This is a genomic window from Priestia megaterium, assembly GCF_023824195.1.
In the GTDB taxonomy this organism is placed as follows: domain Bacteria; phylum Bacillota; class Bacilli; order Bacillales; family Bacillaceae_H; genus Priestia; species Priestia megaterium_D.
On sequence record NZ_CP085442.1, the window covers coordinates 4,967,052 to 4,987,700 of the forward strand.

At 37.6% G+C, this 20,649-nt stretch carries 20 protein-coding genes and 2 pseudogenes; 4 read left to right on the forward strand and 18 right to left on the reverse strand.

Going from position 1 to position 20,649, the window contains the following annotated elements; translation table 11 throughout:
• Positions 1-33 precede the first annotated feature (33 nt).
• Positions 34-1,746 (reverse strand): high affinity choline transporter 1, encoded by a 1,713-nt coding sequence (locus LIS78_RS25840; protein WP_195781593.1) that lies wholly within the window; start codon positions 1,744-1,746, stop codon positions 34-36.
• Positions 1,747-2,375: 629 nt separating this feature from the next.
• Between LIS78_RS25840 and betB the strand changes: the two genes are divergently transcribed.
• Together betB and gbsB are read left to right on the forward strand one after the other, a co-directional pair.
• Entirely contained in the window at positions 2,376-3,866 is a 1,491-nt protein-coding gene (betB, locus tag LIS78_RS25845) for a betaine-aldehyde dehydrogenase (protein WP_195781592.1), read from the forward strand.
• A gap of 21 nt (positions 3,867-3,887) precedes the next feature.
• Positions 3,888-5,090, forward strand: coding sequence for a choline dehydrogenase (gene gbsB, locus LIS78_RS25850; protein ID WP_195781591.1), 1,203 nt, complete (start codon positions 3,888-3,890; stop codon positions 5,088-5,090).
• 42 nt (positions 5,091-5,132) lie between these two features.
• On the opposite strand, the gene cudC is transcribed toward gbsB, so the two are convergent.
• The 16 genes and pseudogenes from cudC to LIS78_RS25930 form a co-directional block, all read right to left on the reverse strand.
• On the reverse strand, positions 5,133-5,687 hold the full coding sequence (gene cudC / locus LIS78_RS25855; RefSeq protein ID WP_195781590.1) for a choline uptake/conversion transcriptional regulator CudC: 555 nt from the start codon (positions 5,685-5,687) through the stop codon (positions 5,133-5,135).
• 226 nt (positions 5,688-5,913) lie between these two features.
• Entirely contained in the window at positions 5,914-6,144 is a 231-nt protein-coding gene (gene csrA, locus LIS78_RS25860; RefSeq protein WP_115655067.1) for a carbon storage regulator CsrA, read from the reverse strand.
• Positions 6,145-6,168: 24 nt separating this feature from the next.
• Positions 6,169-6,591: a flagellar assembly protein FliW gene (gene fliW, locus LIS78_RS25865; protein WP_209150760.1), complete on the reverse strand. Its 423-nt coding sequence runs from the start codon at positions 6,589-6,591 to the stop codon at positions 6,169-6,171.
• 81 nt (positions 6,592-6,672) lie between these two features.
• Positions 6,673-7,552, reverse strand: a pseudogene (gene flgL, locus LIS78_RS25870) (flagellar hook-associated protein FlgL).
• A gap of 2 nt (positions 7,553-7,554) precedes the next feature.
• A complete protein-coding gene (locus tag LIS78_RS25875; RefSeq protein ID WP_434092373.1) occupies positions 7,555-8,028 on the reverse strand; it encodes a flagellar basal body rod C-terminal domain-containing protein in 474 nt (157 codons plus the stop codon).
• Positions 8,029-9,078: pseudogene (gene flgK / locus LIS78_RS25880) on the reverse strand (flagellar hook-associated protein FlgK); the annotation flags it as partial.
• Between the two features lie 18 nt (positions 9,079-9,096).
• A complete protein-coding gene (locus tag LIS78_RS25885; RefSeq protein WP_229754667.1) occupies positions 9,097-9,558 on the reverse strand; it encodes a flagellar protein FlgN in 462 nt (153 codons plus the stop codon).
• A gap of 21 nt (positions 9,559-9,579) precedes the next feature.
• The gene (gene flgM, locus LIS78_RS25890) at positions 9,580-9,834 is read right to left on the reverse strand and encodes a flagellar biosynthesis anti-sigma factor FlgM (RefSeq protein WP_195781587.1); all 255 of its coding nucleotides are present in this window, start codon (positions 9,832-9,834) and stop codon (positions 9,580-9,582) included.
• Between the two features lie 159 nt (positions 9,835-9,993).
• Positions 9,994-10,407 (reverse strand): TIGR03826 family flagellar region protein, encoded by a 414-nt coding sequence (locus tag LIS78_RS25895; protein ID WP_209150763.1) that lies wholly within the window; start codon positions 10,405-10,407, stop codon positions 9,994-9,996.
• A 61-nt stretch (positions 10,408-10,468) separates the two neighbouring features.
• On the reverse strand, positions 10,469-11,161 hold the full coding sequence (locus LIS78_RS25900; protein ID WP_209150764.1) for a ComF family protein: 693 nt from the start codon (positions 11,159-11,161) through the stop codon (positions 10,469-10,471).
• Entirely contained in the window at positions 11,158-12,666 is a 1,509-nt protein-coding gene (locus LIS78_RS25905; RefSeq protein WP_252284502.1) for an ATP-dependent helicase ComFA, read from the reverse strand. The genes LIS78_RS25900 and LIS78_RS25905 overlap by 4 nt, the downstream gene beginning before the upstream one ends.
• 79 nt (positions 12,667-12,745) lie before the next feature.
• Entirely contained in the window at positions 12,746-13,591 is an 846-nt protein-coding gene (locus tag LIS78_RS25910; protein ID WP_252284503.1) for a DegV family protein, read from the reverse strand.
• Between the two features lie 106 nt (positions 13,592-13,697).
• Entirely contained in the window at positions 13,698-14,135 is a 438-nt protein-coding gene (locus tag LIS78_RS25915) for a YaaR family protein (protein ID WP_209150766.1), read from the reverse strand.
• A 148-nt stretch (positions 14,136-14,283) separates the two neighbouring features.
• On the reverse strand, positions 14,284-14,688 hold the full coding sequence (fliS, locus tag LIS78_RS25920; RefSeq protein ID WP_245210726.1) for a flagellar export chaperone FliS: 405 nt from the start codon (positions 14,686-14,688) through the stop codon (positions 14,284-14,286).
• Between the two features lie 422 nt (positions 14,689-15,110).
• The gene (locus LIS78_RS25925; protein WP_013059772.1) at positions 15,111-15,794 is read right to left on the reverse strand and encodes a response regulator; all 684 of its coding nucleotides are present in this window, start codon (positions 15,792-15,794) and stop codon (positions 15,111-15,113) included.
• A 77-nt stretch (positions 15,795-15,871) separates the two neighbouring features.
• Positions 15,872-17,020 (reverse strand): sensor histidine kinase, encoded by a 1,149-nt coding sequence (locus tag LIS78_RS25930; RefSeq protein ID WP_013059773.1) that lies wholly within the window; start codon positions 17,018-17,020, stop codon positions 15,872-15,874.
• 439 nt (positions 17,021-17,459) lie between these two features.
• On the opposite strand from LIS78_RS25930, the gene LIS78_RS25935 reads away from it, so the two are divergent.
• Both LIS78_RS25935 and LIS78_RS25940 read left to right on the forward strand, forming a co-directional pair.
• Entirely contained in the window at positions 17,460-18,095 is a 636-nt protein-coding gene (locus LIS78_RS25935; protein WP_013085443.1) for a YigZ family protein, read from the forward strand.
• Positions 18,096-18,291: 196 nt separating this feature from the next.
• The gene (locus tag LIS78_RS25940; RefSeq protein ID WP_028412005.1) at positions 18,292-19,290 is read left to right on the forward strand and encodes an LCP family protein; all 999 of its coding nucleotides are present in this window, start codon (positions 18,292-18,294) and stop codon (positions 19,288-19,290) included.
• A gap of 38 nt (positions 19,291-19,328) precedes the next feature.
• Here LIS78_RS25940 and LIS78_RS25945 read toward each other — a convergent pair whose 3' ends face one another.
• Complete coding sequence (locus tag LIS78_RS25945; protein WP_013059776.1) at positions 19,329-20,381, reverse strand: glycosyltransferase family 4 protein; 1,053 nt, start codon at positions 20,379-20,381, stop codon at positions 19,329-19,331.
• Between the last annotated feature and the right edge of the window lie 268 nt (positions 20,382-20,649).

Below are 20,649 nucleotides of genomic sequence, written 5' to 3' on the forward strand. Positions count from 1 at the left end.
GCCGCATCTGCGGCTTTTTTATTTTGCTTTTGATTATTTCTCAACCGATATGTCACGATGAAGATTTCGAAGCGGCTGAGGAGGGCAAATACGTCGCGTTGCGTAAGAAACGATAAAAATAGTTAACAACCCGCCTACCATCGCAAATGTACGAAACGGAAACATGACCACTCCGTCTTCAATCATCGGATACGGAAGCAGCGCTTTTAAATGAAGCAGTGGTTCTCCTCCACCGATTCGAAGAACAAGAGACACAATAAACCCAGCCAAAGATCCGTGCCAGTTAGCTCCTTTAAAGAATAAAGCACAAACCAACTGCGGAAAAAGTATGCAATACACGAGGTCCCCTGATAAATACCATAAAGAGTAGACACTCTCAGAGTTTAAAGCAATTAGAGTTGCTCCCGTTCCAATGATAATGATAGAACGTTTAATAACTTTATCTAACTGCGCCTGTGTCGCATTTGGTTTTACAATCGGACGATACACGTTCCAGGCTGCCATCCCCGAAGCTGAAAGTAACGAAGCCGCTACTGCAGCCATGACGGCAGCAGCTAGGCCTCCAAGCGCAATCGCTCCTACTAAATCAGGCGTTAGGTATTTAAATACATACGTTAAAATCATGGACGCGCTCTCAGGGCTTGACGCTCCAAATGAAGACCAGTCTGCACTATAACCTATCATTCCTATTAAAGTTGGAGGCAAGGCCGCTAACGCGCAAAAGATGCCGGCTGTAATAGATAGCCACATTGCTGCTTTTTCATTTTTAGCAGATAACACGCGCTGAAAATAAATTTGCCATGGAATACCACCAAAAATAAGTAAGAATGTGCTATCCCACCATTGCCAATATGTATTTCCCCATTTCGGATCTTCCCAGCCTTTTAATGGAGGAAATAAATGAAGAGAACCAGTCATGCCTTCTGAATAAGTAGAAAAAACGGCTCCCACCCCTCCCGTATTCGAAAATGCAAAGGGAAGCACCAGAAATAGGCCTAAAAACATAATAGAAAGCTGTAAGATATCGGTATGTGCTACTGCCCACAAGCCGCCAATCACGGTGTATGCAATGGCAATAAGTGCGGAAAGAATGATGGAAATTGAAAAACTGAGGCCTAAAATCACACCGAATGTTGTTCCTAAAGCAGTTAAGATAGCTGCGCTCCAAAACAGCTCTCCCAGTATAGCTGGAAAATAAAGAACCGTAGCCATTTTCTTACCGAAACGAGATTCTAGAGGATCGAGCATTGTCATAAACTCAAACCTTCTCATCTTTCTAGCAAAAAAGATACCGCCTAAAATCAAGCTGATTGAATAACACCATGGGGCTTGGGTCCATGTCAGCCCTGAGGAATAAACGGTTTCGGCCGTTCCAGCAATATACCCTCCACCTACCCAAGTGGCGGTCATTGTGAACATTGAAATCCATAGCGGCATAGATCTTCCTGCAACAAGCATATCATCTGATTTTCCTTTTTTACTTGCAGCGGCTCGAGCACCAATAAAATAAATAACACCATACATAATGAACATTAAAATGAGGCCTGGCCAATAGAGATCTGGATTATAGAGAGAATAGATAAATGCGACAACCATAAAGATGGAAAATCCTATAATAGTTGTCCATAAGGGGGTTAGTAGACGGTTGTTCCTGTTTGATTTCCCTGAAAAGTCAGAAGTCTCATTCGACTTTTCAGGCCTGGCTTGTTGTGTGTCTGAACGAAATGGCTTTTTAGCATTTTGCATCGTCTCACATCCTTTAAATTGATAAAGAAATCTAAAGACATCATTGTCCTTTATTCCTTTTTCCTACCAGCATACAATTAAACCTAAAAATAGATTTTTTAGAATAAAATATAAATAGTTGGATTATAAATACCAATGTGAAGGGGAGAAATTACGTTTATATAGTTATATTAAAATAATTTAAATTTACTTTTTTTACTATTTTGCTAAGAGCTCATAATTGTTTTCATCTTTTATCTAAACTCCTTTCTTAATTTCCACATTCAAAATCCTTTGTTTTTCAAGGTTTGTATGCAAGCAGATATAGTACTATGGTTAATATATCTGAATGTTTAGTATATTGTCAAAAAAGTTTGAGTGTTTTCATATAAAAAAAGAATAATATTCTCATAGCTCATACATAAAAAAACCTTTTGTATCAAGGGACATAGCAATCAGTGATTTTTTATCACTTTTTGTTAAATTTTTTCTTAATATCCGAATGATTAGTCTCTTACAGAGAAGATAATCTGATAAATTCAGAACATTTGGAGTTTTTTTGATTTGACTAAATTAAATAACCGATGCTATAATTCGAATTATTAAGAACGTTAAATATAAATTTAACAAATTCTATTATTTGGAGGTCGATGCTATTGGAACAAACACTTACGCTTGAAAAAATGCACATAAACGGCGAATGGGTTGAAGCACGCAGCGGCGAGAAAAGAGAAATTATAAATCCTTTTAATCAAGAGGTTATCGCTGTCGTTACAGAAGGAAATCGTGCTGATACTGTAGAAGCTATTGAAGCAGCTAGAAAAGCTTTTGATGCAGGTGAATGGTCTAAATTTACAGCGGCCCAAAGAGGTTCTTTACTATTTAAAGTAGCGGAAGAAATTCGTAATGATCGTGAAGAACTCGCTAAACTTGAAACCTTAAATACTGGAAAAACCCTCGTTGAAAGCCTGGCAGACATGGATGGAATTGCTGATGTCTTTCAATACTATGCTGGATTAGCAGATAAAGATGGTGGACAGATGATTGAGTCACCTAATCCCGATTCTGTTAGCCGCGTTGTCCGCGAACCTGTAGGTGTATGCAGCCAAATTACTCCTTGGAATTACCCTTTATTGCAAGCCTCTTGGAAATTGGCTCCGGCACTTGCTGCTGGGAATACAATTGTTATTAAACCAAGCGAAATCACCCCTTTAACAACTATTCATATGATGAAAATTTTTGAAAGAGTTAGCTTTCCAGCAGGCGTCATTAACATTGTACTCGGCCCGGGTGCGACCGTTGGACAAGAAATGGCAGAAAGTCACTTAGTAGATTTAGTTTCCTTTACAGGTGGCGGTGTATCTGGCCGTAAAGTCATGCAGGCTGCCGCAGGCAACTTTAAAAAAATTGCTCTTGAACTCGGTGGGAAAAATCCGAATATCGTCTTTGCTGACGCTGACTTTGACACTGCGGTTGACTATGCATTAAATGCGGTCTTCTTTCATGCCGGTCAAGTTTGTTCAGCTGGTGCGAGATTACTCGTTCAAGATGATATTCACGATAAATTTGTTTCAGCAGTTATTGAACAAGCCAAAAAAATTAAGCTAGGGGACGGCATGGATGAAGCCACTCAAATGGGACCCGTTATCTCAAAAGAACACCTAGCTAAAGTGGAACATTACATTGAGCTTGGCAAACAAGAAGGTGCTTCTCTTGTTTTAGGCGGCAAGCGTCCAACTCAGGACTCTTTACAAAAAGGCTTATTTATCGAACCAACTATTTTTACAAACTGTCATGGGGATATGAAAGTTGTCCAAGAAGAGTCATTCGGTCCGATTATGACAATTGAGCGCTTCAGCACTGAAGAAGAAGCGGTATCACTTGCTAACGATACAATCTATGGATTAGCTGGAGCTGTTTGGACACGTGATATGAATCGAGCTGAACGTGTAGTGAAAGCACTCCGTATGGGAACAACTTGGATTAACGATTATCATCCCTACTTCCCGCAGGCTCCTTGGGGAGGTTATAAGCAATCTGGGATTGGACGAGAGCTTAGCCATATCGGGCTAGAAGAATATACGGAAATTAAACATATTTACACGAATACAAATCCACAGCCAATGCGCTGGTTTCAATAAAAATTAAGGGGGAATTTAAAGATGTTTATGCGATTTGAAAGAATGGAACGTTTAAAAAGTTTTGAGATGCCAACGGTTGTAAAACATGGAATTGGTGCTGTAAAACACACTGGAGAGGAAGTTAAAAATCTAGGTGTATCTAAAGTTTTATTGGTAACAGACCCAGGTGTAAAGAAAGTAGGTTTAGCAGATCCTGTAATCGCTAGTTTAAAAGAAGCGGACGTAGACGTTATTCTATTTGACCAAGTAGAAGCCAACCCTTCTATTCATGTAGTAGCGGACGGCACAAAAATGTACAAAGAAAATGAATGCAACGGACTAGTAGCTGTTGGGGGCGGAAGTTCAATGGATACGGCAAAAGCTATTGGTGTAGAAGTAGCCCATAATGCTCCCGTCTTAGATTATGAAGCAGCTGAAGGGAAAAAACCTTTAACAAAACGTATTCCTCCTTTAACAACAATCCCTACAACTGCGGGTACAGGAAGTGAAGTCACACAATGGGCCGTCATTACGGATCCTGTTCGTGAGTTTAAATTTAATACAGGTGGACCTTTAATTGCTGCTCACTTAACAATTATTGATCCAGAACTGCACGTATCTATGCCTTCACATATTACGGCCGGTACAGGAATTGACGCATTAGCTCATGCAATTGAATGTTATACATGCCACTTTGCACAACCAATGACAGACTCTGTTGCTTTATTGGCTATTGAGTACGTTGGAAAATACTTACGACGTGCAGTTGCAAATGGACAGGACATCGAAGCACGCTATGGAATGGCGCATGCAGCTATGCTTGCTGGCCTTTCATATGGAAGTGAATCTGCAGGAGCAGCCCACGCGATGGCTCAAACATTAGGAGGCATTTATCCAATTGCCCATGGCCCTTGCGTAGCAGCAATGCTAGGTCCTGTAATGGAATATAACTGGATGGGTGAGCCTGAAAAATTTGCGCGCATAGCTCAAGCTTTAGGAGTTAATACACATGAATTAACTCTTGAAGAAGCAGCTCAAGCAGCTGTTCGTGAAGTATATCAACTAGTTAAAGATGTACAAATCCCTTCTTTAGAAGAACAAGGTGTTCCAAAAGAAGCGGTTTCTCGCTTAGCTCAAGAAGCATTTAATGATCCACAAACAGTTGGTAACCCTCGTGATTTAACTGTAAAAAGTTACGAATGGATTTATAACCGCTGTTTTGAAGCTACGCCATTAACCGTATAAAAATGATAAAAAGGCTGTTGATTTTTCAACAGCCTTTTTTATTTACTCTTTCGCTAATTCTTCATTTAAAATATCGATGATTCTTCGGTCGTCAAAAACTTTCACTACTTTTTTTAAGAAATGATAATACTGTTTTGACTCTATAATCTGCGCTAAATTACGCTTTGCTTTTACTGCGATCTCCTCAGGCACATCTTCATCATTTAAAAGAATCTGCAGCTTGTTTTCCGCTTCTTCGATTGCCTCTAAGTTAACTGAAATTTCTCTTTGCCACTTCTTACAGAAAAATGAAAAAAAGGACTTAGAAAAATCTTTTTCTGCTTCATATAAGTCTTTTCGAACACCTTTTTTCCACACTTTGTGGACCATATCAATATTTTGCAGTGAACGAATGGATGTACTCATCGTTGGTTTACTCATACCCAATTCTTCACTCATTTGATCTAATGTAACAGGCTCATCCATAAAATAAAGCATGCCATACAGCCTTCCTACTGAAGGTGTGACACCATATAAATCCATTGTATCAGCTAAAGCGCTGACAACCACATCTTCTGCTTCTTTTAATAAATCATGATACTCTTGAACATCACTCATTTACTCTTCTCCTCTTTTGTTAAATTTATTTGAATTATACTTAATAAATTTAATGATACACGATAAAAAGGAAAAAAACAGAAATTCAGTTCAATTTTTTGATAAAAAAGAAGCCTTCTCTTAAAGAGAAAGGCTTAAGACATAGTGGGGAATACTATATGTTTATCTTTCCCGATTTAGATATTATTTATACCGTATATTTTTGATTATTTTCAAACTGATCGTTTTATTTCTTTTTCGGTAATTGTTTCAGCATATCAATAGCATGTAATGTAATTTGAGAAGCACTTTTATTTTCGTTACGTATTTCTTCATAAACCTCTTGTCTATGAATATCTACAGACTTTGGAGCTTGAATTCCTAACTTTACTTGATCACCATTAACTGCAAGGACGGTCACTTCAATTTCATCACCTATTTTGATTGTTTCATTTAACTTTCGAGTTAAAACAAGCATGGACTCACTCCTTATCTCTTCCTCTTACTCAAATAACCTGTGCTTCGTTTCGTAAGCTGTATTCATTAAAATCACTTGCTTAGCAAGCTGTTGTTTTGTATTAATAATAACAGGAGCCTGCAAATTAGCCGTTATCTTTTCCACAGAATCTGACATCGTAAGCAATACGTAAACAGCTGCATCTTCCGCTTGTTGTAATTGAAGCTTTTCGATTTCCTGAGGTTCTAGTTGAAAATCATAATCTAAAAAAAACTGAAATGGATCCGTGATAATAAAAGCTAATTCTTTGGTTTGAATAGACTGCATAACTTGGAAAGCTTCGGCTTCCGGAAGTGGTAAAATAACAAATTCAGTTTCTTCCAAAAAACCTGGAATCCCTTGATTGAATGTCAGTGTTTGCTGATTATCTATTTCTATATCTCCATGATAGCTTGTTGAAATTTTCATCTCATCACACCTTTGCTAATTGATTTTTTCTTGTTATCTTTTTTCATTGTAAAAAAGTTCCTTCTGTCTAGAAGGAACTTTTTAACGCAAGAAATCTAGCAGCGTAGGCTGAATAATTTGAGCACCTACTCCCAAAGCAGCACGATGCACGCTTTCTTGTACGGTTAAATCCGTAATGACTTTTTCAATATCTGCATCTTCATTATTTGAAAGCATCTTAGTAGCCGTAATTTCCTGTGAATCAAGGCGGTTTTCAATCAACTCAAGCCGATTGCTCCTTGCTCCCAATTCAGATCGCTCTGCTAATAGCGTAGACAGCTGCGTGTCTACCTGTGTAGAGAGATCTTTTAGTGAGTTTACATCGTTTTGTTCAAAAGCTGTTTGAACATTGTTCATTAAGTCGAATGCACCTTGTCCAAAAATGTTTTCAGGATGAATATTGACTCTCAGCTGGATACCTTTTGATACTTCAACTGAAAAAGGATCCAGGTTAATATTCGATTCTATCATACCGGTTGCATTCTCACTTATAGGCGGTGCTCCTACATTTACACCGTTAAAGATATAGTTTCCTGCCACCTGCGTATTGCCTACTTGCATATAATCCAGCTTTAACTGTTCAATTTCACGTGCAATCGCTTGGCGGTCATCACTTTCATTCGTACCGTTTAACCCTTGCACGACCAGCTCTTTAGTGCGCTGAAGAATGGAATTGACTTGTTCAAGTCCTGATTCTGAACTATCAAACCAAGACTGGGCTTCTGTTAAATTACGTTTATATTGATTTACTTCAGAAAGATTAGAACGATAAGCCATTCCTTTAGTAGCCACTACCGGGTCATCCGAAGGACGAGTAATTTTCTTTCCCGTTGATAATTGGTTTTGAAGTGTTTTCAGCTTAATAGCTATTGCTAATCTGTTTTAACGAATTAACCGCTAACATTCCTTGTGTGACACGCATCTTTACCTTCCTCCAGTTCCAAGACCGTTTACAATTTTATCAAGCATTTCATCAATCATAGTCACCATACGGGCACTAGCGTTATATGCATGCTGAAACTGAATCATATTGGTCATCTCTTCATCTAATGAAACTGCACTGGTAGACTGGCGCCTTTGCTCCACAGCTCCCTGGAGAGTTTCTGAATTACTTTTTAAGCGATTAGCTTGTTGGGCATCTACTGACATTTGGCCAATGACAGATTGATAAAAGCCATCTAATGAAACATCTCCGTTCCCGGAATTAATAAGCACCTTTTGACGAAATTGAGACAATAGCTGAGCATTTTGTCCATCTCCTTTGCGGCCAGTTCCATCATCCCCAGAAGAGGCCGAAGAAGCGGCAGCAATATTGTTTGTGTTTTGTTTAATTTTATCAGCAATAACAATTCCAGTTGCAGCTCCTTCTTTCTGAGAAATCTCATTAAAAAAGGACATACCAGTATCACCATCTAGCGTGACACCTTGTTGGTGCTTATCATTAAACCAGTTTACGAATTCATATGCCATTTCATCTAAATCATCAATCATTGAAGCGTAAACACCTGTTTTTTTACCGCTATTATCCATATATCCAGAAGCCTCAATTAACCCTTTAAGTTTTCCTTGAGGAAATGACTCAGGGTTCCGTATCTCATCCCCTATATGAATTTCCGTCACATAGGAATCTTAATTTGTTGTCAAACTGATGGCATTTACTTGATGAGTTTTCCCATCTAAAAGAGTAAGAGGGCCTTGAGACGTTTGAAGCTGAACCGTTACCACTCCTTCTGACGTTGCAGAAGCGTTCCCGCTGCTTTTTGTATACTCTAAAAAAACCGGCATAAATTTAGAAATCTCATCTAGCAACCGATCTCTTTCATCATACAAATCATTAGGCAAATAGCCATTCGGTTCTACGTTTTGTATTTGTTGGTTCACATTATTTATTTGCTCTAGCAAAGAATTCACTTGTGTTACGGCTACGTCACGCTCGTTTTGTAAATCACCTTGAATCGTTTTTAAAGAAGTAGATAAATAAGAGAAAGTATCGCCTACTGCTTCAGCTCGTTCAATCATAACAGACCTGGTTCCTGCTTCTGAAGGGTGTGAAGCTAAATCTTGAATGGACTCAAAGAATTGATTAAAAACAGCTGAAAGTCCATCTTCAGTAGGTTCATTCATAATTTCCTCCATTTTTTCAAGAGCACCAGCGCGTGTATCCCAATACCCCACTTTAATGGTTTCATCTCGATACTGGGTATCTAAAAATGTATCACGTATTCGCTCTACCGTGCTGGCTTCTACTCCCATTCCTATTTGACCCGCAGTTCCAGTCTGATTCATCCCTGGGGCTGGATAGGCTGGGAACGTTTCTAAACTTACTCGCTGACGCGTATAGCCCGGCGTATTTGCATTAGATACGTTATGGCCAATCGTGTAAAGAGTCGCTTGTTGGGCGTCCATTCCTCGTTTAGCCACCTGCAAACCATGAAATGTTGAACTCATTCTGCTTTCCTCCGTTCTTTATGCCTTCGAATTAAAAATAGAGTTGGACTGAAACGATCTATTATTTGTTTTTGTGTAATTGAACGAATCCTCTCGTTTCGATGGAACAAGAAGGTCTAGTTCGGTATGAATCAGCTGCAAAGACTGTGTGAGCAGCTGATTGTTTAAGTCATTTGCATACTTTATATCTTGAATTATATCTATTAGCTGTTTTTGAAAGGGTATCAAGATGGAGTATTCAGAGAATGAGCCTGCTATTTCTTCAATGGAGTGAGCAGCATGTCCGCTTTTTTCCATCGCTTCTATACGTTTTGTTTCCAATGCAGAAATAGCAGCTATATGAGATTGCTCTTTTTGTAAAGAAGCCGTCAATGCCTTTACATCTTGTTTAATAATAAAATTCGTTTTCTCTTTAACAATGACAGACAAACTTTTGTGAAGCGTTACTTGTTTTTCTAGTATCGTTTGAATTTCTTGCACGTTCAATCAATGTCAGTCCTTTTATTTTTTATAGAAATCTACAATACTTTTAGCAATTTCTTTTCCGTTAATTTCGTATGTTCCGCTGTTAATTTGCTGTTTTAGTTTCTCCAATTTTTCAAGTCTTTCTGGAGATGGTTCATTTTCCTGAAGTTTCTTCGCCTCAGATGAAATATGAATCTGATCTTGTGGGTTTTTTTTAGAGACCTGTTCTGTTTTTTCTGATTGTTTTTTGTACGGATTTATTCCAAATAAGTTCGATGGATTAATCTTCATCTCTCTCACCTCTTTTTATATTTGTATCCGTTATCTCTATTCATTATATCGGAATTTCCACCTAAACCTTTAGCATCGGCAAGGAAGTTGAGACCATTTTCACAGTCCACCTTAAACATAGGTCTATAGATAGAGCATCTGCAAACGCTCAGCACACTTTTACTCTTTTTTCCTTTCGTTAGAACGATAGGTGGGACGCGTCGGCTCTTCATTTGAACGAATCATCTCACGATTATGCTTTTCTAACCCATGTTTAATTTCTTGAGAACATGAATTGCAAAGTTTCCCTTCTCGAATCTGAGCGTTGCATTGCATGCATGGATAGCTTATATTTGGAAAGTTAGTTAGCACTAAGCGACCTTGTCGAATAAATTGATGAATTAACGAATCTGAAACGCCCGTTTCTTTCATCACTTCGTAAGTCGTTGCTGTACGATTTGCTCTTTTCTTCAAGAATGAAGAAACACGTTGAAATAGAGCTTCTTCTTTGTCAAAACATGATTTACATATGTTTATTGATCCAATTTTTACAAATAAATGACCGCATTCCCTGCAATTATCTAACGTTCCCATATTCGAAACTCCTCATTTGTTTTTTATTTTACTATCGGTCAAAGTTTCAAATTATACATCTTCATGCACGAATTAAAGTGAGCGAACGAACTGAACGTGCCCCAGCTTCCTGCAAACACTTTGCTGCTTGGCGCACGGTTGCTCCTGTTGTATAAATGTCATCAATCAAGAGAAATTCTTGATTCGTAACCATTGAAGAATCGACTACTTTAAATTCCAGCCTTTCTGTCAGCCGACTTCGCCTATTTTTCTTTGATTGCTTTGTTCCTGAACAACGAACAAGAGGCATTTCTATGTTGTCACTAATCAGTTCAGCTAGCGCTAAAGATTGGTTAAACCCTCTTTCGTATAATCTCTCGTCCGTTAAAGGTATAGGAACCAGTATAGCTTTTGGATTACATTCTTTTTTATAGAACTTATACCACTGCTCCTTGAATGCTTGGATAATTTCATAGTCTCCTTGAAATTTAAAACGTTCTATTATGCTTTGCATAAAATCATTGTACGTATAAAGAGAACGGTTAAAAAAAGATGCATCATTCCATTTCTGACAGTCCTTACATGTGTCTAGCTCATAATGAGAAGGAGCCAGGTCTGCAAGAGAGCGGCCGCACCCCCTGCAAATGCTACTGGTGATGATGGGACATCTTTGCAAGCAAACAGTGCAAATCCTGTCCGTTGAAGAAGGTTTTAACAATGACCTCCAATCGAAAGAAGAGACAAGAGGTTCAAAACAAATAAGACATATTGTCATCGATCAATCAGTCCTTCCTTATAAGCTAGAGCATTCATATATTCAATATGTTCTTTTGCTTTTCGCATAGACAGAGATTGCCCATAATGAAAAAAGGCCACGTCTCCCGTTGGAAATTGAGCACTCCTCCCTACTCTTCCTGAAATCTGAACAAGAGCACTTTCAGTAAAAATCGTTTCTTCTGCTCCCAATACTGCAACATCTATGTTGGGGACCGTTACGCCTCGTTCTAAAATTGTTGTCGTTACTAAAATAACTAGCTGCCCTTCTCTAAATTTCATTACTTTTTCTTTTCGCTGGGAATCTTCAGCATGAACACCTTCTACCTTTTCAGTCAGCTTTCGAATCATGTCTGTGATAGGGACAATCCACTTAACTTGTGGAACGAAGATAAAGCATTGTTTTCCTTCCTCTATTCTTTTTTTCAGCCATTTCTCGACATTAGCAGGCAAAATACCTGATTTCATTTTTTTCTTCCAATTGCCACACCATTCAAACCGGGGAACAGGAATAAGCATTCGGTGATAGCGGGCTGGAATTTTAACTACTTGTTTTTTTCCTTGCTCAACGTCTTTTTTTAATAATTCACTTGGAGTCGCTGTTAAATAAATCTTTGATGCAACAGGTTTAGCTGCTTTTGCAACAGCATAGTGCAGCATAGGCTCTGTTGAATAAGGGAATGCATCTACTTCGTCAATAATCAGCACATCGAATGCTTGATAATAATGCAGAAGTTGATGAGTGGTAGAAATGATAAGAGAGGATTCATGAAAACGGTCTTCGCTACCTCCATACATAGCCAGCACGGACGTATCGGGAAATGCCGATTGAATTCTTGGTTTTAGCTCAATAACTACATCTGTTCTTGGAGTAGCAATACAGACTTGCTTTCCGCTGTTCAACGCTGATTCAATACCTTTAAATAAAATTTCCGTTTTTCCTGCTCCGCAAACAGCCCAAATTAACAGCTCTTCGTCCTTTCTTATAGCTTGAATGAGTTCATTTGAAGCACGTTCTTGGGCTTTAGACAGCGTTCCTTTCCAATTCATCACGCTGCTTTTTGGCAGGACATTGCTTGCTGGTCCTTCCCAGTTTATAAAGGGTGTGCACTCACTTACTTTGCCCATTACAATACACGCTCGGCAATAGTAACACTCCTGGTGACATTTACTGCATGGAAATGAAGCAAAATAAAAGGGGCTATCACTTCCACACCGGTTACATTTATATTCGTTTTCTTTCTGGGTAAGTGCTTTTTGATAGGAAATATATCCGTTTAGATAATGTTCATGAATGAGAGATAAAGGATAGGGAGTCTGAGTTAGTAGAAGCTGCTTTCCGCTTAGAGAGCGTTGAAGATCTAAAGAGTAGGGGTATGAAGGATTTAAAGGTGGAGTTCTCCACGTATCGATTTTTGAGAGAGGAAAAGCAGCTGGGCTAGGTACTTGAACGGGATCTAGCAATTCTTGTTTAACAGTAAAAAGCATATCTTCATTCCTTTCCATGTTTATCGTACACATCTATATACGCAAAAAAAGGTGTTTTTTCCTGCAAAAAAACCAAATCAAATGATTTGGTTTTCGATTACTTTTTATACCAGCCTATACCGATGGCACCTTCACCTAAATGCGTGCCAATGACAGCGCCAAAATAAGAAAGGCTCCATTCAATATGAGGATATTCTTGTTCTAACTCTCGTTGAATTTCTTTTGCTTCATTTTCACGATTAGAATGAATAACTACAGCTTTCATAGGTACATTTTCTTTTGCATCCTCATGAAGAAGCTCCGTGATTCGTTTTAATGCTCGCTTACGCGTGCGAATTTTTTCAAACGGAACAATTTTTTTAGATTCAAAATGGAGCACGGGCTTTACTTGAAGCAGACTTCCGATAATAGCCTGAGCTGCATTTAGGCGACCTCCACGCTGTAAGTGCGATAGATCATCTACCATAAAATACGCACGCATCGATAGTTTCATCTCTTCAAAACGCGCAATGATTTCGTCAGGGTGTTTATTTAATCGGACCATTTCGGCTCCTTCAATTGCATAAAAGCCTTGAACCATACAGCTGATTTCTGAATCAAATACGTGCACATCAAAGTCTTCTACCATGCTACCTGCCGTCAAAGCACCCTGATACGTTCCGCTAATTCCACTAGATAATGTAATAACGATAGCTGCATCGAATTGATCTCGTTTTAACTGTTCAAACAACTCTACAAATTCTCCGATAGCAGGCTGAGAAGTGGTTGGAAGATTTTTTGCTTCTTTAATTTTTTCAAAATATTGATCTGCAGTCATATCTACTTCTTCACGATATGTTTCTTCACCAAAAATAACGCTTAGCGGTACCATATGTATATGATAGTTTGATCGAATTTCCTCTGATATATAGGCGGTACTATCTGTAATAATTGCTGTTTTCATAAGATAGGGATCCATCCTTTGTTATATAAAATAATTTCACTCTATTCTACAACATTTAGGATTAAAATGCATGTAACGAGAGGTTTACCTATTAGTAAAAGCTCCCTCACGTATACACATTAATTAACAAACCTTGAATTTCTCCAACCCGCTTGAGTAAATTTAAACTGTCTTTTTCTTTTTGAAGGATATCATTTGTCAAGTCAACTAGTTTCGTATCCACTTCTTTCACTAACTTATATACTTTAGTCGTTCCTCTATGATTAAATCCTCTTTCTTCATGCAGTTCAAAACCATTTTTAACGACTTCGTTCATAAACTGCTTCACAAGCGTCTTGTATTTCCGCAAAGAATCAATAGTTTGACTTTTCACTAACTGCTTTCCCTGTTCTTCAATTTTATTTATCACTTGAGTTAAATGTTCATAGGTCAGTTCTTTTTGTTTCTTGACCATTACTCCTGTAAATGAAACCGAACCACTTACTTCTTTTTCTCTAATGAGATTCACGGAAGAAGAAAGACCGTTAATTCGCTGTACCTCCACTATGTATCTCTCCTTTCTCTGTTAGTATAAACTCCATTCAATTTAGACTTTTAGATGTGCTAGCTTGATTAGGTGAAAAGTTTCGAGAGGCATCTGATGCGTGGATATGATGATTATCCTTTAGCTAAGAGTGATACTTATATGCTGTTCATAAGAAGACAGCTTGTTTTTTTCGGGGCGAAGAGGTAACTTTAGGCGTTGCTTTTAACACTTCATTCCAAGCGTTAGAAAGCTTCTTCATCATTTGTTGAACTTCACATAAAATAAACGTATCTTTTTTAAAATTAGCCATAATTAATCGCTCAGACATATAGTTGTAAAGGGTATCTAACTGCTCTGCAATGGTACCTGCTTGATATGTTAAGCCAATTCCTAGCCGATATAAAATATCGTTGCACTGTTTAATTTTTTCATTCGCTGTAAAATAATCGCTGTGTTGAATTGCTATAACAGCTTCATCAATATTTTGAATAATTTTTTCATACATCATAGCTGTTAGCTCTTGCGGAGATTTATGATAGATTAATTCTTCCGTTATAAAATTCAGCTTCATCACCTTCTTGTCTTCTTTAAATCAGTTTTCTATTTGTTTCACTAAAAGCTAACTCTTAAATTTTTAAAGGACACCAGTTAAGGTTCGAATAAATTCTTCTACGGCCTCATATGTATCTGAATGTATTGAAGACCTTCTTTTACAAGAGCATGCATCAACTTGATGAACATTGGTTTGAGGTATGGATGCTTTCGTCGAAGGTTGTAGGATCCTTAAGATTTCCTTTATGCTTAAGCGAAGTTGAAGGACGAGTAAATGCGTAAAGGTATCACTCTTCGCCTTCCTAAAAGATATTTTCTTCCCTTAACCTATCGGTTGTTTTCCTCTCTCATTAAACATGACTTTTTACCCACAATTTCAAAAAAAGTTATAAAAAGAAAAAAAAAGTCCGATATACCTAGCGGTATACCGGACTTTTGAACTTATCTTACTTCTACCCAACCATTTTTGATTGCAACAACAACAGCTTGAGTACGATCATTTACATTCATTTTTTGCAAAATATTACTCACATGGTTTTTAACGGTTTTTTCACTAATATATAATGCTTCTCCGATTCCTCGGTTACTTTTACCATCAGCTAACAGTTGTAGCACTTCGCACTCACGACGTGTTAACAAATGTAGTGGACGGCGAATCTCAATTGGTTCGTGCGGATAAGAAGACGATTGTCCTTGAGCTGCTAGTCGACGGTACTCTTTTACTAAACTATGCGTTACTTTCGGGTGTAAATATGAACCACCTTCTGCAACTACTTTCACCGCCTCAATTAACGCATCCGCATCCATTTCTTTTAGCAGATAGCCTCGTGCACCTGTTTGTAAGGCATGAGTTACATATGTCTCATCATCATGGATAGATAAGATAATAACTTTAGCGTCCGGATTTACTTCTACAAGCTTTTTCGTAGCTTCTACACCATTTACAGCCGGCATGTTAATATCCATGATTACAACATCAGGTTGATGTTCTTCTACAAGGTCAATAACTTCGCTACCGTCGTCACCTTCTGCAACTACTTCAAAATCTTTTTCGAAATCTAAAATTCTTTTTACTCCTTCACGGAATAATTGGTGATCGTCGATTATGATAATTCTTGTCTGCATGTTTGATTCCTCCCCAAATCGAACAACAAATGTTTTACTCTATATTGACCCCTATTTATATACATATCTCTGCCTTTTTAAGCGGCTATAATCGGTACTTTAATCATAACAAGCGTGCCTTGGTTAATTTTCGAATGAACAGAAATAGTCCCATCTAACAAATCAACACGCTCTTTCATTCCTATTAAGCCGAACGAATTCTCTTTTTTCTCTTCTTGATTAAAACCGCAGCCGTCATCTTTGACAAGCAAAATAGCGTGTTCATTGTTGAACTCTATCTTCACTTGGATTTCTGTCGCGTCTGCATGTTTTAATGCGTTCGTTACAGCTTCTTGCACTAGACGAAACAGTGCTACTTCTAATTTTGAAGCAGTTCGCTTCTCTTGTCCAATGGAAATAAACGTAATCCGAGGCTTGCCTTCGTTATAATCTTCGATTGTATCAAGATATTTACGCAGTGTCGGAATTAGACCTAAGTCGTCAAGTGCCATCGGTCTTAAATCATATATAATTCGACGCACTTCGTATAGGGCAGAACGAACCATTTTTCGTAAATCTCGAATTTCTTCCATTGCTTCTTTTGCACTACGTTCCCGGTAAATTCGGTCAATTAATTCCGATCTCATCATAACATTTGCAAGCATTTGAGCTGGGCCGTCATGAATCTCTCTTGACAAACGTTTCCGTTCCTCTTCCTGAGCTTCAATAATCCGAAAGCCAAAATACTCTTTTTGAATAGCATCTTCTACTATTTCCCCTACTTGTTTTAAATCACTTGTTAAATAATTTAACACAACGGAAATTTGACCTACTAGGTGATCTGCACGTTTAATCGTTTCTTCCAATGTAAGCAAGCGTCTTTCTAGTTCATCTCGACGATTACGCAGCTGATATTCGCTTTGCTGATTCATCAGCAGCTTGGTTTGTAATTCGTGTGCTTTTTCATAAGCGTCTTTTACTTCAGGCTCTGAATAAATTTGAAAATGTCGGCTCACATCAGACAAACGCTTTCGAGCCAACCTTGCCTGAGTTTCCAATTTATCGCCTTGCTCTATCGTCTCAAGAACTTTTCCTTTTAACACTTCTAACTCTTCTTTAATTTGCTGATATTCTTGTCTGGCATCTTCAGAAAGGCGATAGACTTCATTTTTACTATCTCCCACTGTGCCAATAATCTTCTCAAAAATTTCATCAAGTGCCTTGCTTGTTAATTTATGTTTCGACATTTACTCACCCCAAACTATACTCACATTCGGAGAAATGTCTATACGTTCATGCTATATATAGTATTCGTATGACCTATCTGAATTGTGAGGATAAGATCCATATTTTCTCCCTATCTGACTTTTTATATCCAAAAAGTAACGGTTGTTTTTAGTACCCTCAAACTCGACATCAATCAACGCTTGACTCGCGTTATTTGAATAGATTACCATTTACGCTCACTCTTCAACAGTGACTAACTTCCTGTTTAAACCATTTCATTATTTAGCTATACAAGCCTGCACACTCTTTTATTATAACGTATATTCTGTATGGCTTGTTTAAGTGATGTTGAATTTGATTAATTGATGTCTTTTCATAAACATTTTATACTAATAGCAAGTAAACAGTACGTAAATACCCGTTTTTCTTCTATTTATAACGCTAAGGAGGATTTTTTGATTGTTATCACAATATTATACCGTAAAACAAGAAGGTTCACATGAAATCACTATTCAAAAATCTAGATTCATTTGTCATATGAAACGTGTAACAACTGAGGAAGAAGCTCAGCAATTTATTCAAGACATTAAAAAACAGCACTGGAATGCTACTCATAACTGTTCAGCTTACCTAATTGGAGAACGAGATCAATTTCAAAAAGCAAACGATGATGGAGAACCAAGTGGAACAGCAGGCGTACCAATGTTAGAAGTGCTTAAAAAGAGAGGCTTAAAAGATACAGTGGTCGTCGTTACGCGCTATTTCGGAGGCATTAAATTGGGCGCAGGTGGCTTGGTACGCGCGTATGGAAAATCCGTTTCCGAAGCGTTAAATGAACTAGGTACAGTCAAACGAACTCTCATGGCGGTTATGCATACAACCGTCGACTATACATGGCTTGGAAAATTAGAAAATGAGCTTCGCAGTTCCGTTTATCTATTAAAAGAAATCCACTACGCAGATATGGTAGAGATTGAAACATTTGTAGAGGAAGCTCAAACAGAAGCATTTACTGAATGGATGACCGAGCTAACAAACGGCCAAGCAGATATTCGAGCAGGTGAGACGACCTATTTAGAAGAAGATGTAGAATGAATTATTTACTCTTATTAAAAAACATTGTACAATTGATAAATAGCGCAACTATTCTGATGGTTGCGCTACTTGTCAATGAGTAAAAAACCTCGTACAGATGCATAGCTTTGACGAGTTTGATTCATACATTCCAATTTATAACACATACTAAGTGTCACAATAAGTGTTCGAATATACGAATAAAAGGAGAAACCGTATGGCTCAATATAGACGTTTTCAAAAAAGAGTAAACAAACGGAAAAGAAAACGAAGGCTTTTTACATTTTTTCTGTTACCTATCCTTATTTTAGGGCTTTCTGCAACCGCTTATGGCTCTTATTTATTTGTTAAAGCTAAAACAGTAGCTTCTGATTCTTATGAAGGACTCGGAGATCGCGATAATTCTCCTATGCGTGATCGTAAAATCGATCCCAAAAAAGATGATATATCCATTTTATTTATGGGCGTAGATGATAGTGAAACCAGGAAATTCGGAAAATCAGCCCGTACAGATGCTTTAATTTTGGCGACCTTTAACGAAACAAATAAAACCGTAAAGCTTGTAAGCATACCTCGAGATTCGCGGGTTTATATACCTGAAGTGAACAAAAAAGATAAAATTACTCATGCCCATGCTTACGGAGGTCCAAAAGCAACTGTAGAAACGGTAGAACAGCTGTTTAATGTCCCTGTTGATTACTATGTTAAAGTGAATTTTAAAGCTTTCACAGACATTGTAGACTCACTTGGGGGAATCGATTTTGATGTACCTTATGCGATGAGTGAAAAGGACTCAAAAGATCGTCATAATGCTATTGTCTTAAAACCAGGAAATCAACATTTAAATGGCGAAGAAGCGTTAGCTGTTGCTCGAACACGAAAACAAGACAACGATATTGAGCGAGGAAAAAGACAACAGCAGTTGATTGAAGCCATGATTAAAAAAGCTGCTTCCATTGGATCACTAAATAAATATGGAAATCTTATCGAAGCTGTTGGCGATAATATGAAAACGAATTTAATGTTCGGTGAAATGCTTTCGTTTTATGATTATGCTTCGAAAAAAGTAGACATCGAAACCATTAACTTAGACGGTAGCGATGAAAAAATTAACGGCGTTTACTACTTCAAACTAGACAATGATTCAGTGGAAAAAGTAAGTGAAAAGCTCCGCAAGCATTTAGGCATTGAATCAACTTCAGATACAACAGAATAATTAAAAAGACCTCTTGGATATCCAAGAGGTCTTTTTAATTAATTTTTTAAACGAAGTCCACGAACCATGTTAAGAATTGGCCTGTATGTCTTATCAACTAGTCCTATCTTTTCAACGATAATTTCAATCGCTACAAGGAGGATAGCTAGTACAAGAAAAGACCCCCACATTGTTTGTACCTTTGAGAAGATAACTGCCGCTAAACCAAATATCGCACTCATTCCATAAATAATTAAAACCGTTTGTCTATGGCTGTACCCTAAGCGCAACAAGCAATGATGCAAATGAGATTTATCAGGAGCCGATAGCGGTTGATTTTTTACGATTCGGCGAATAATAGCAAAGAACGTGTCTGAAATTGGTACTCCTAAAATAATAACTGGAACAATGAAGGAAATAACCGCTACATTTTTAAATCCTAACAGAGACAATACAGAAATCATATAGCCTAAAAATAGTGCTCCTGTATCGCCCATGAAAATCTTAGCGGGGTGAAAGTTGTAAAACAAAAATCCGAGCGTACTTCCCAATACGATGAAACCCATGCTTGTCACAAACACATTGCCCATCATAATAGCCATACCCGAGATGGTAATCAATACAATAGAGGAAACGCCGGCAGCTAATCCATCCAATCCATCAATTAAATTAATAGCATTGGTAATTCCTACAATCCATAATACCGTAATTGGAATGCTTAACATTCCGAATTCTAATTTTCCGCCAAACGGCAAGTTAATGAAGTCAATTTGGACTCCACCGTATACAACAACAATTAATGTCGCTACTAGCTGACCGCCTAATTTGATTTTAGCGGATAGCTCAATCATATCATCTAAGACACCAGTAATGATGATAATGATGCTTCCGATTAAAATCGGCAGCGCATATTTACTGTCAGGCTGTAAAACGAGGTATCCAATAAGAAAACTAAAAAATATCGCCAAACCTCCAAGGCGAGGCATAATTTTTTGATGAACTTTTCGTTGATTTGGTTTATCCGTTGCACCTATTTTAAACGCCAGCTTCTTAACCAGCGGAGTGATCAGAATAGATGTAATAAAACAAATAAACAAGGTCAAATATAGCATGGAGACCCTCCTCAGGTTTATGTTAACCAAAACCATAAAAAATGTATCCAACTTTATATAATTGGATAGTATTTCAAATTGCGTATAACAATAATTACTTACTTATTCCCAAAATGGATTATATCACAATGATTCTACTACTTAAATAGAAATTTATTCTCAAAAATTAGCACATTTACAAACTATTAATAGAAAAGAACTGTATTTTTTGGTGTATAAACAGCTGATTTACTTTATTCTTATGTGGTTATTTTATGTAGAACATTTT

Bases quoted from the DNA above. Each gene is read 5' to 3' on its own strand.
- LIS78_RS25940 (WP_028412005.1), top strand. From the start codon at position 18,292: ATGGCTCAATATAGACGTTTTCAAAAAAGAGTAAACAAACGGAAAAGA.
- LIS78_RS25945 (WP_013059776.1), bottom strand. From the start codon at position 20,381: ATGCTATATTTGACCTTGTTTATTTGTTTTATTACATCTATTCTGATC.
- LIS78_RS25910 (WP_252284503.1), bottom strand. From the start codon at position 13,591: ATGAAAACAGCAATTATTACAGATAGTACCGCCTATATATCAGAGGAA.
- LIS78_RS25875 (WP_434092373.1), bottom strand. From the start codon at position 8,028: ATGTCCTTTTTTAATGAGATTTCTCAGAAAGAAGGAGCTGCAACTGGA.
- LIS78_RS25900 (WP_209150764.1), bottom strand. From the start codon at position 11,161: ATGACAATATGTCTTATTTGTTTTGAACCTCTTGTCTCTTCTTTCGAT.
- LIS78_RS25925 (WP_013059772.1), bottom strand. From the start codon at position 15,794: ATGCAGACAAGAATTATCATAATCGACGATCACCAATTATTCCGTGAA.
- LIS78_RS25840 (WP_195781593.1), bottom strand. From the start codon at position 1,746: ATGCAAAATGCTAAAAAGCCATTTCGTTCAGACACACAACAAGCCAGG.
- csrA (WP_115655067.1), bottom strand. From the start codon at position 6,144: ATGCTTGTTTTAACTCGAAAGTTAAATGAAACAATCAAAATAGGTGAT.
- gbsB (WP_195781591.1), top strand. From the start codon at position 3,888: ATGTTTATGCGATTTGAAAGAATGGAACGTTTAAAAAGTTTTGAGATG.
- flgM (WP_195781587.1), bottom strand. From the start codon at position 9,834: ATGAAGATTAATCCATCGAACTTATTTGGAATAAATCCGTACAAAAAA.
- LIS78_RS25905 (WP_252284502.1), bottom strand. From the start codon at position 12,666: ATGGAAAGGAATGAAGATATGCTTTTTACTGTTAAACAAGAATTGCTA.
- fliS (WP_245210726.1), bottom strand. From the start codon at position 14,688: ATGAAGCTGAATTTTATAACGGAAGAATTAATCTATCATAAATCTCCG.
- fliW (WP_209150760.1), bottom strand. From the start codon at position 6,591: ATGAAAATTTCAACAAGCTATCATGGAGATATAGAAATAGATAATCAG.
- betB (WP_195781592.1), top strand. From the start codon at position 2,376: ATGCTATTGGAACAAACACTTACGCTTGAAAAAATGCACATAAACGGC.
- LIS78_RS25895 (WP_209150763.1), bottom strand. From the start codon at position 10,407: ATGGGAACGTTAGATAATTGCAGGGAATGCGGTCATTTATTTGTAAAA.
- LIS78_RS25930 (WP_013059773.1), bottom strand. From the start codon at position 17,020: ATGTCGAAACATAAATTAACAAGCAAGGCACTTGATGAAATTTTTGAG.
- cudC (WP_195781590.1), bottom strand. From the start codon at position 5,687: ATGAGTGATGTTCAAGAGTATCATGATTTATTAAAAGAAGCAGAAGAT.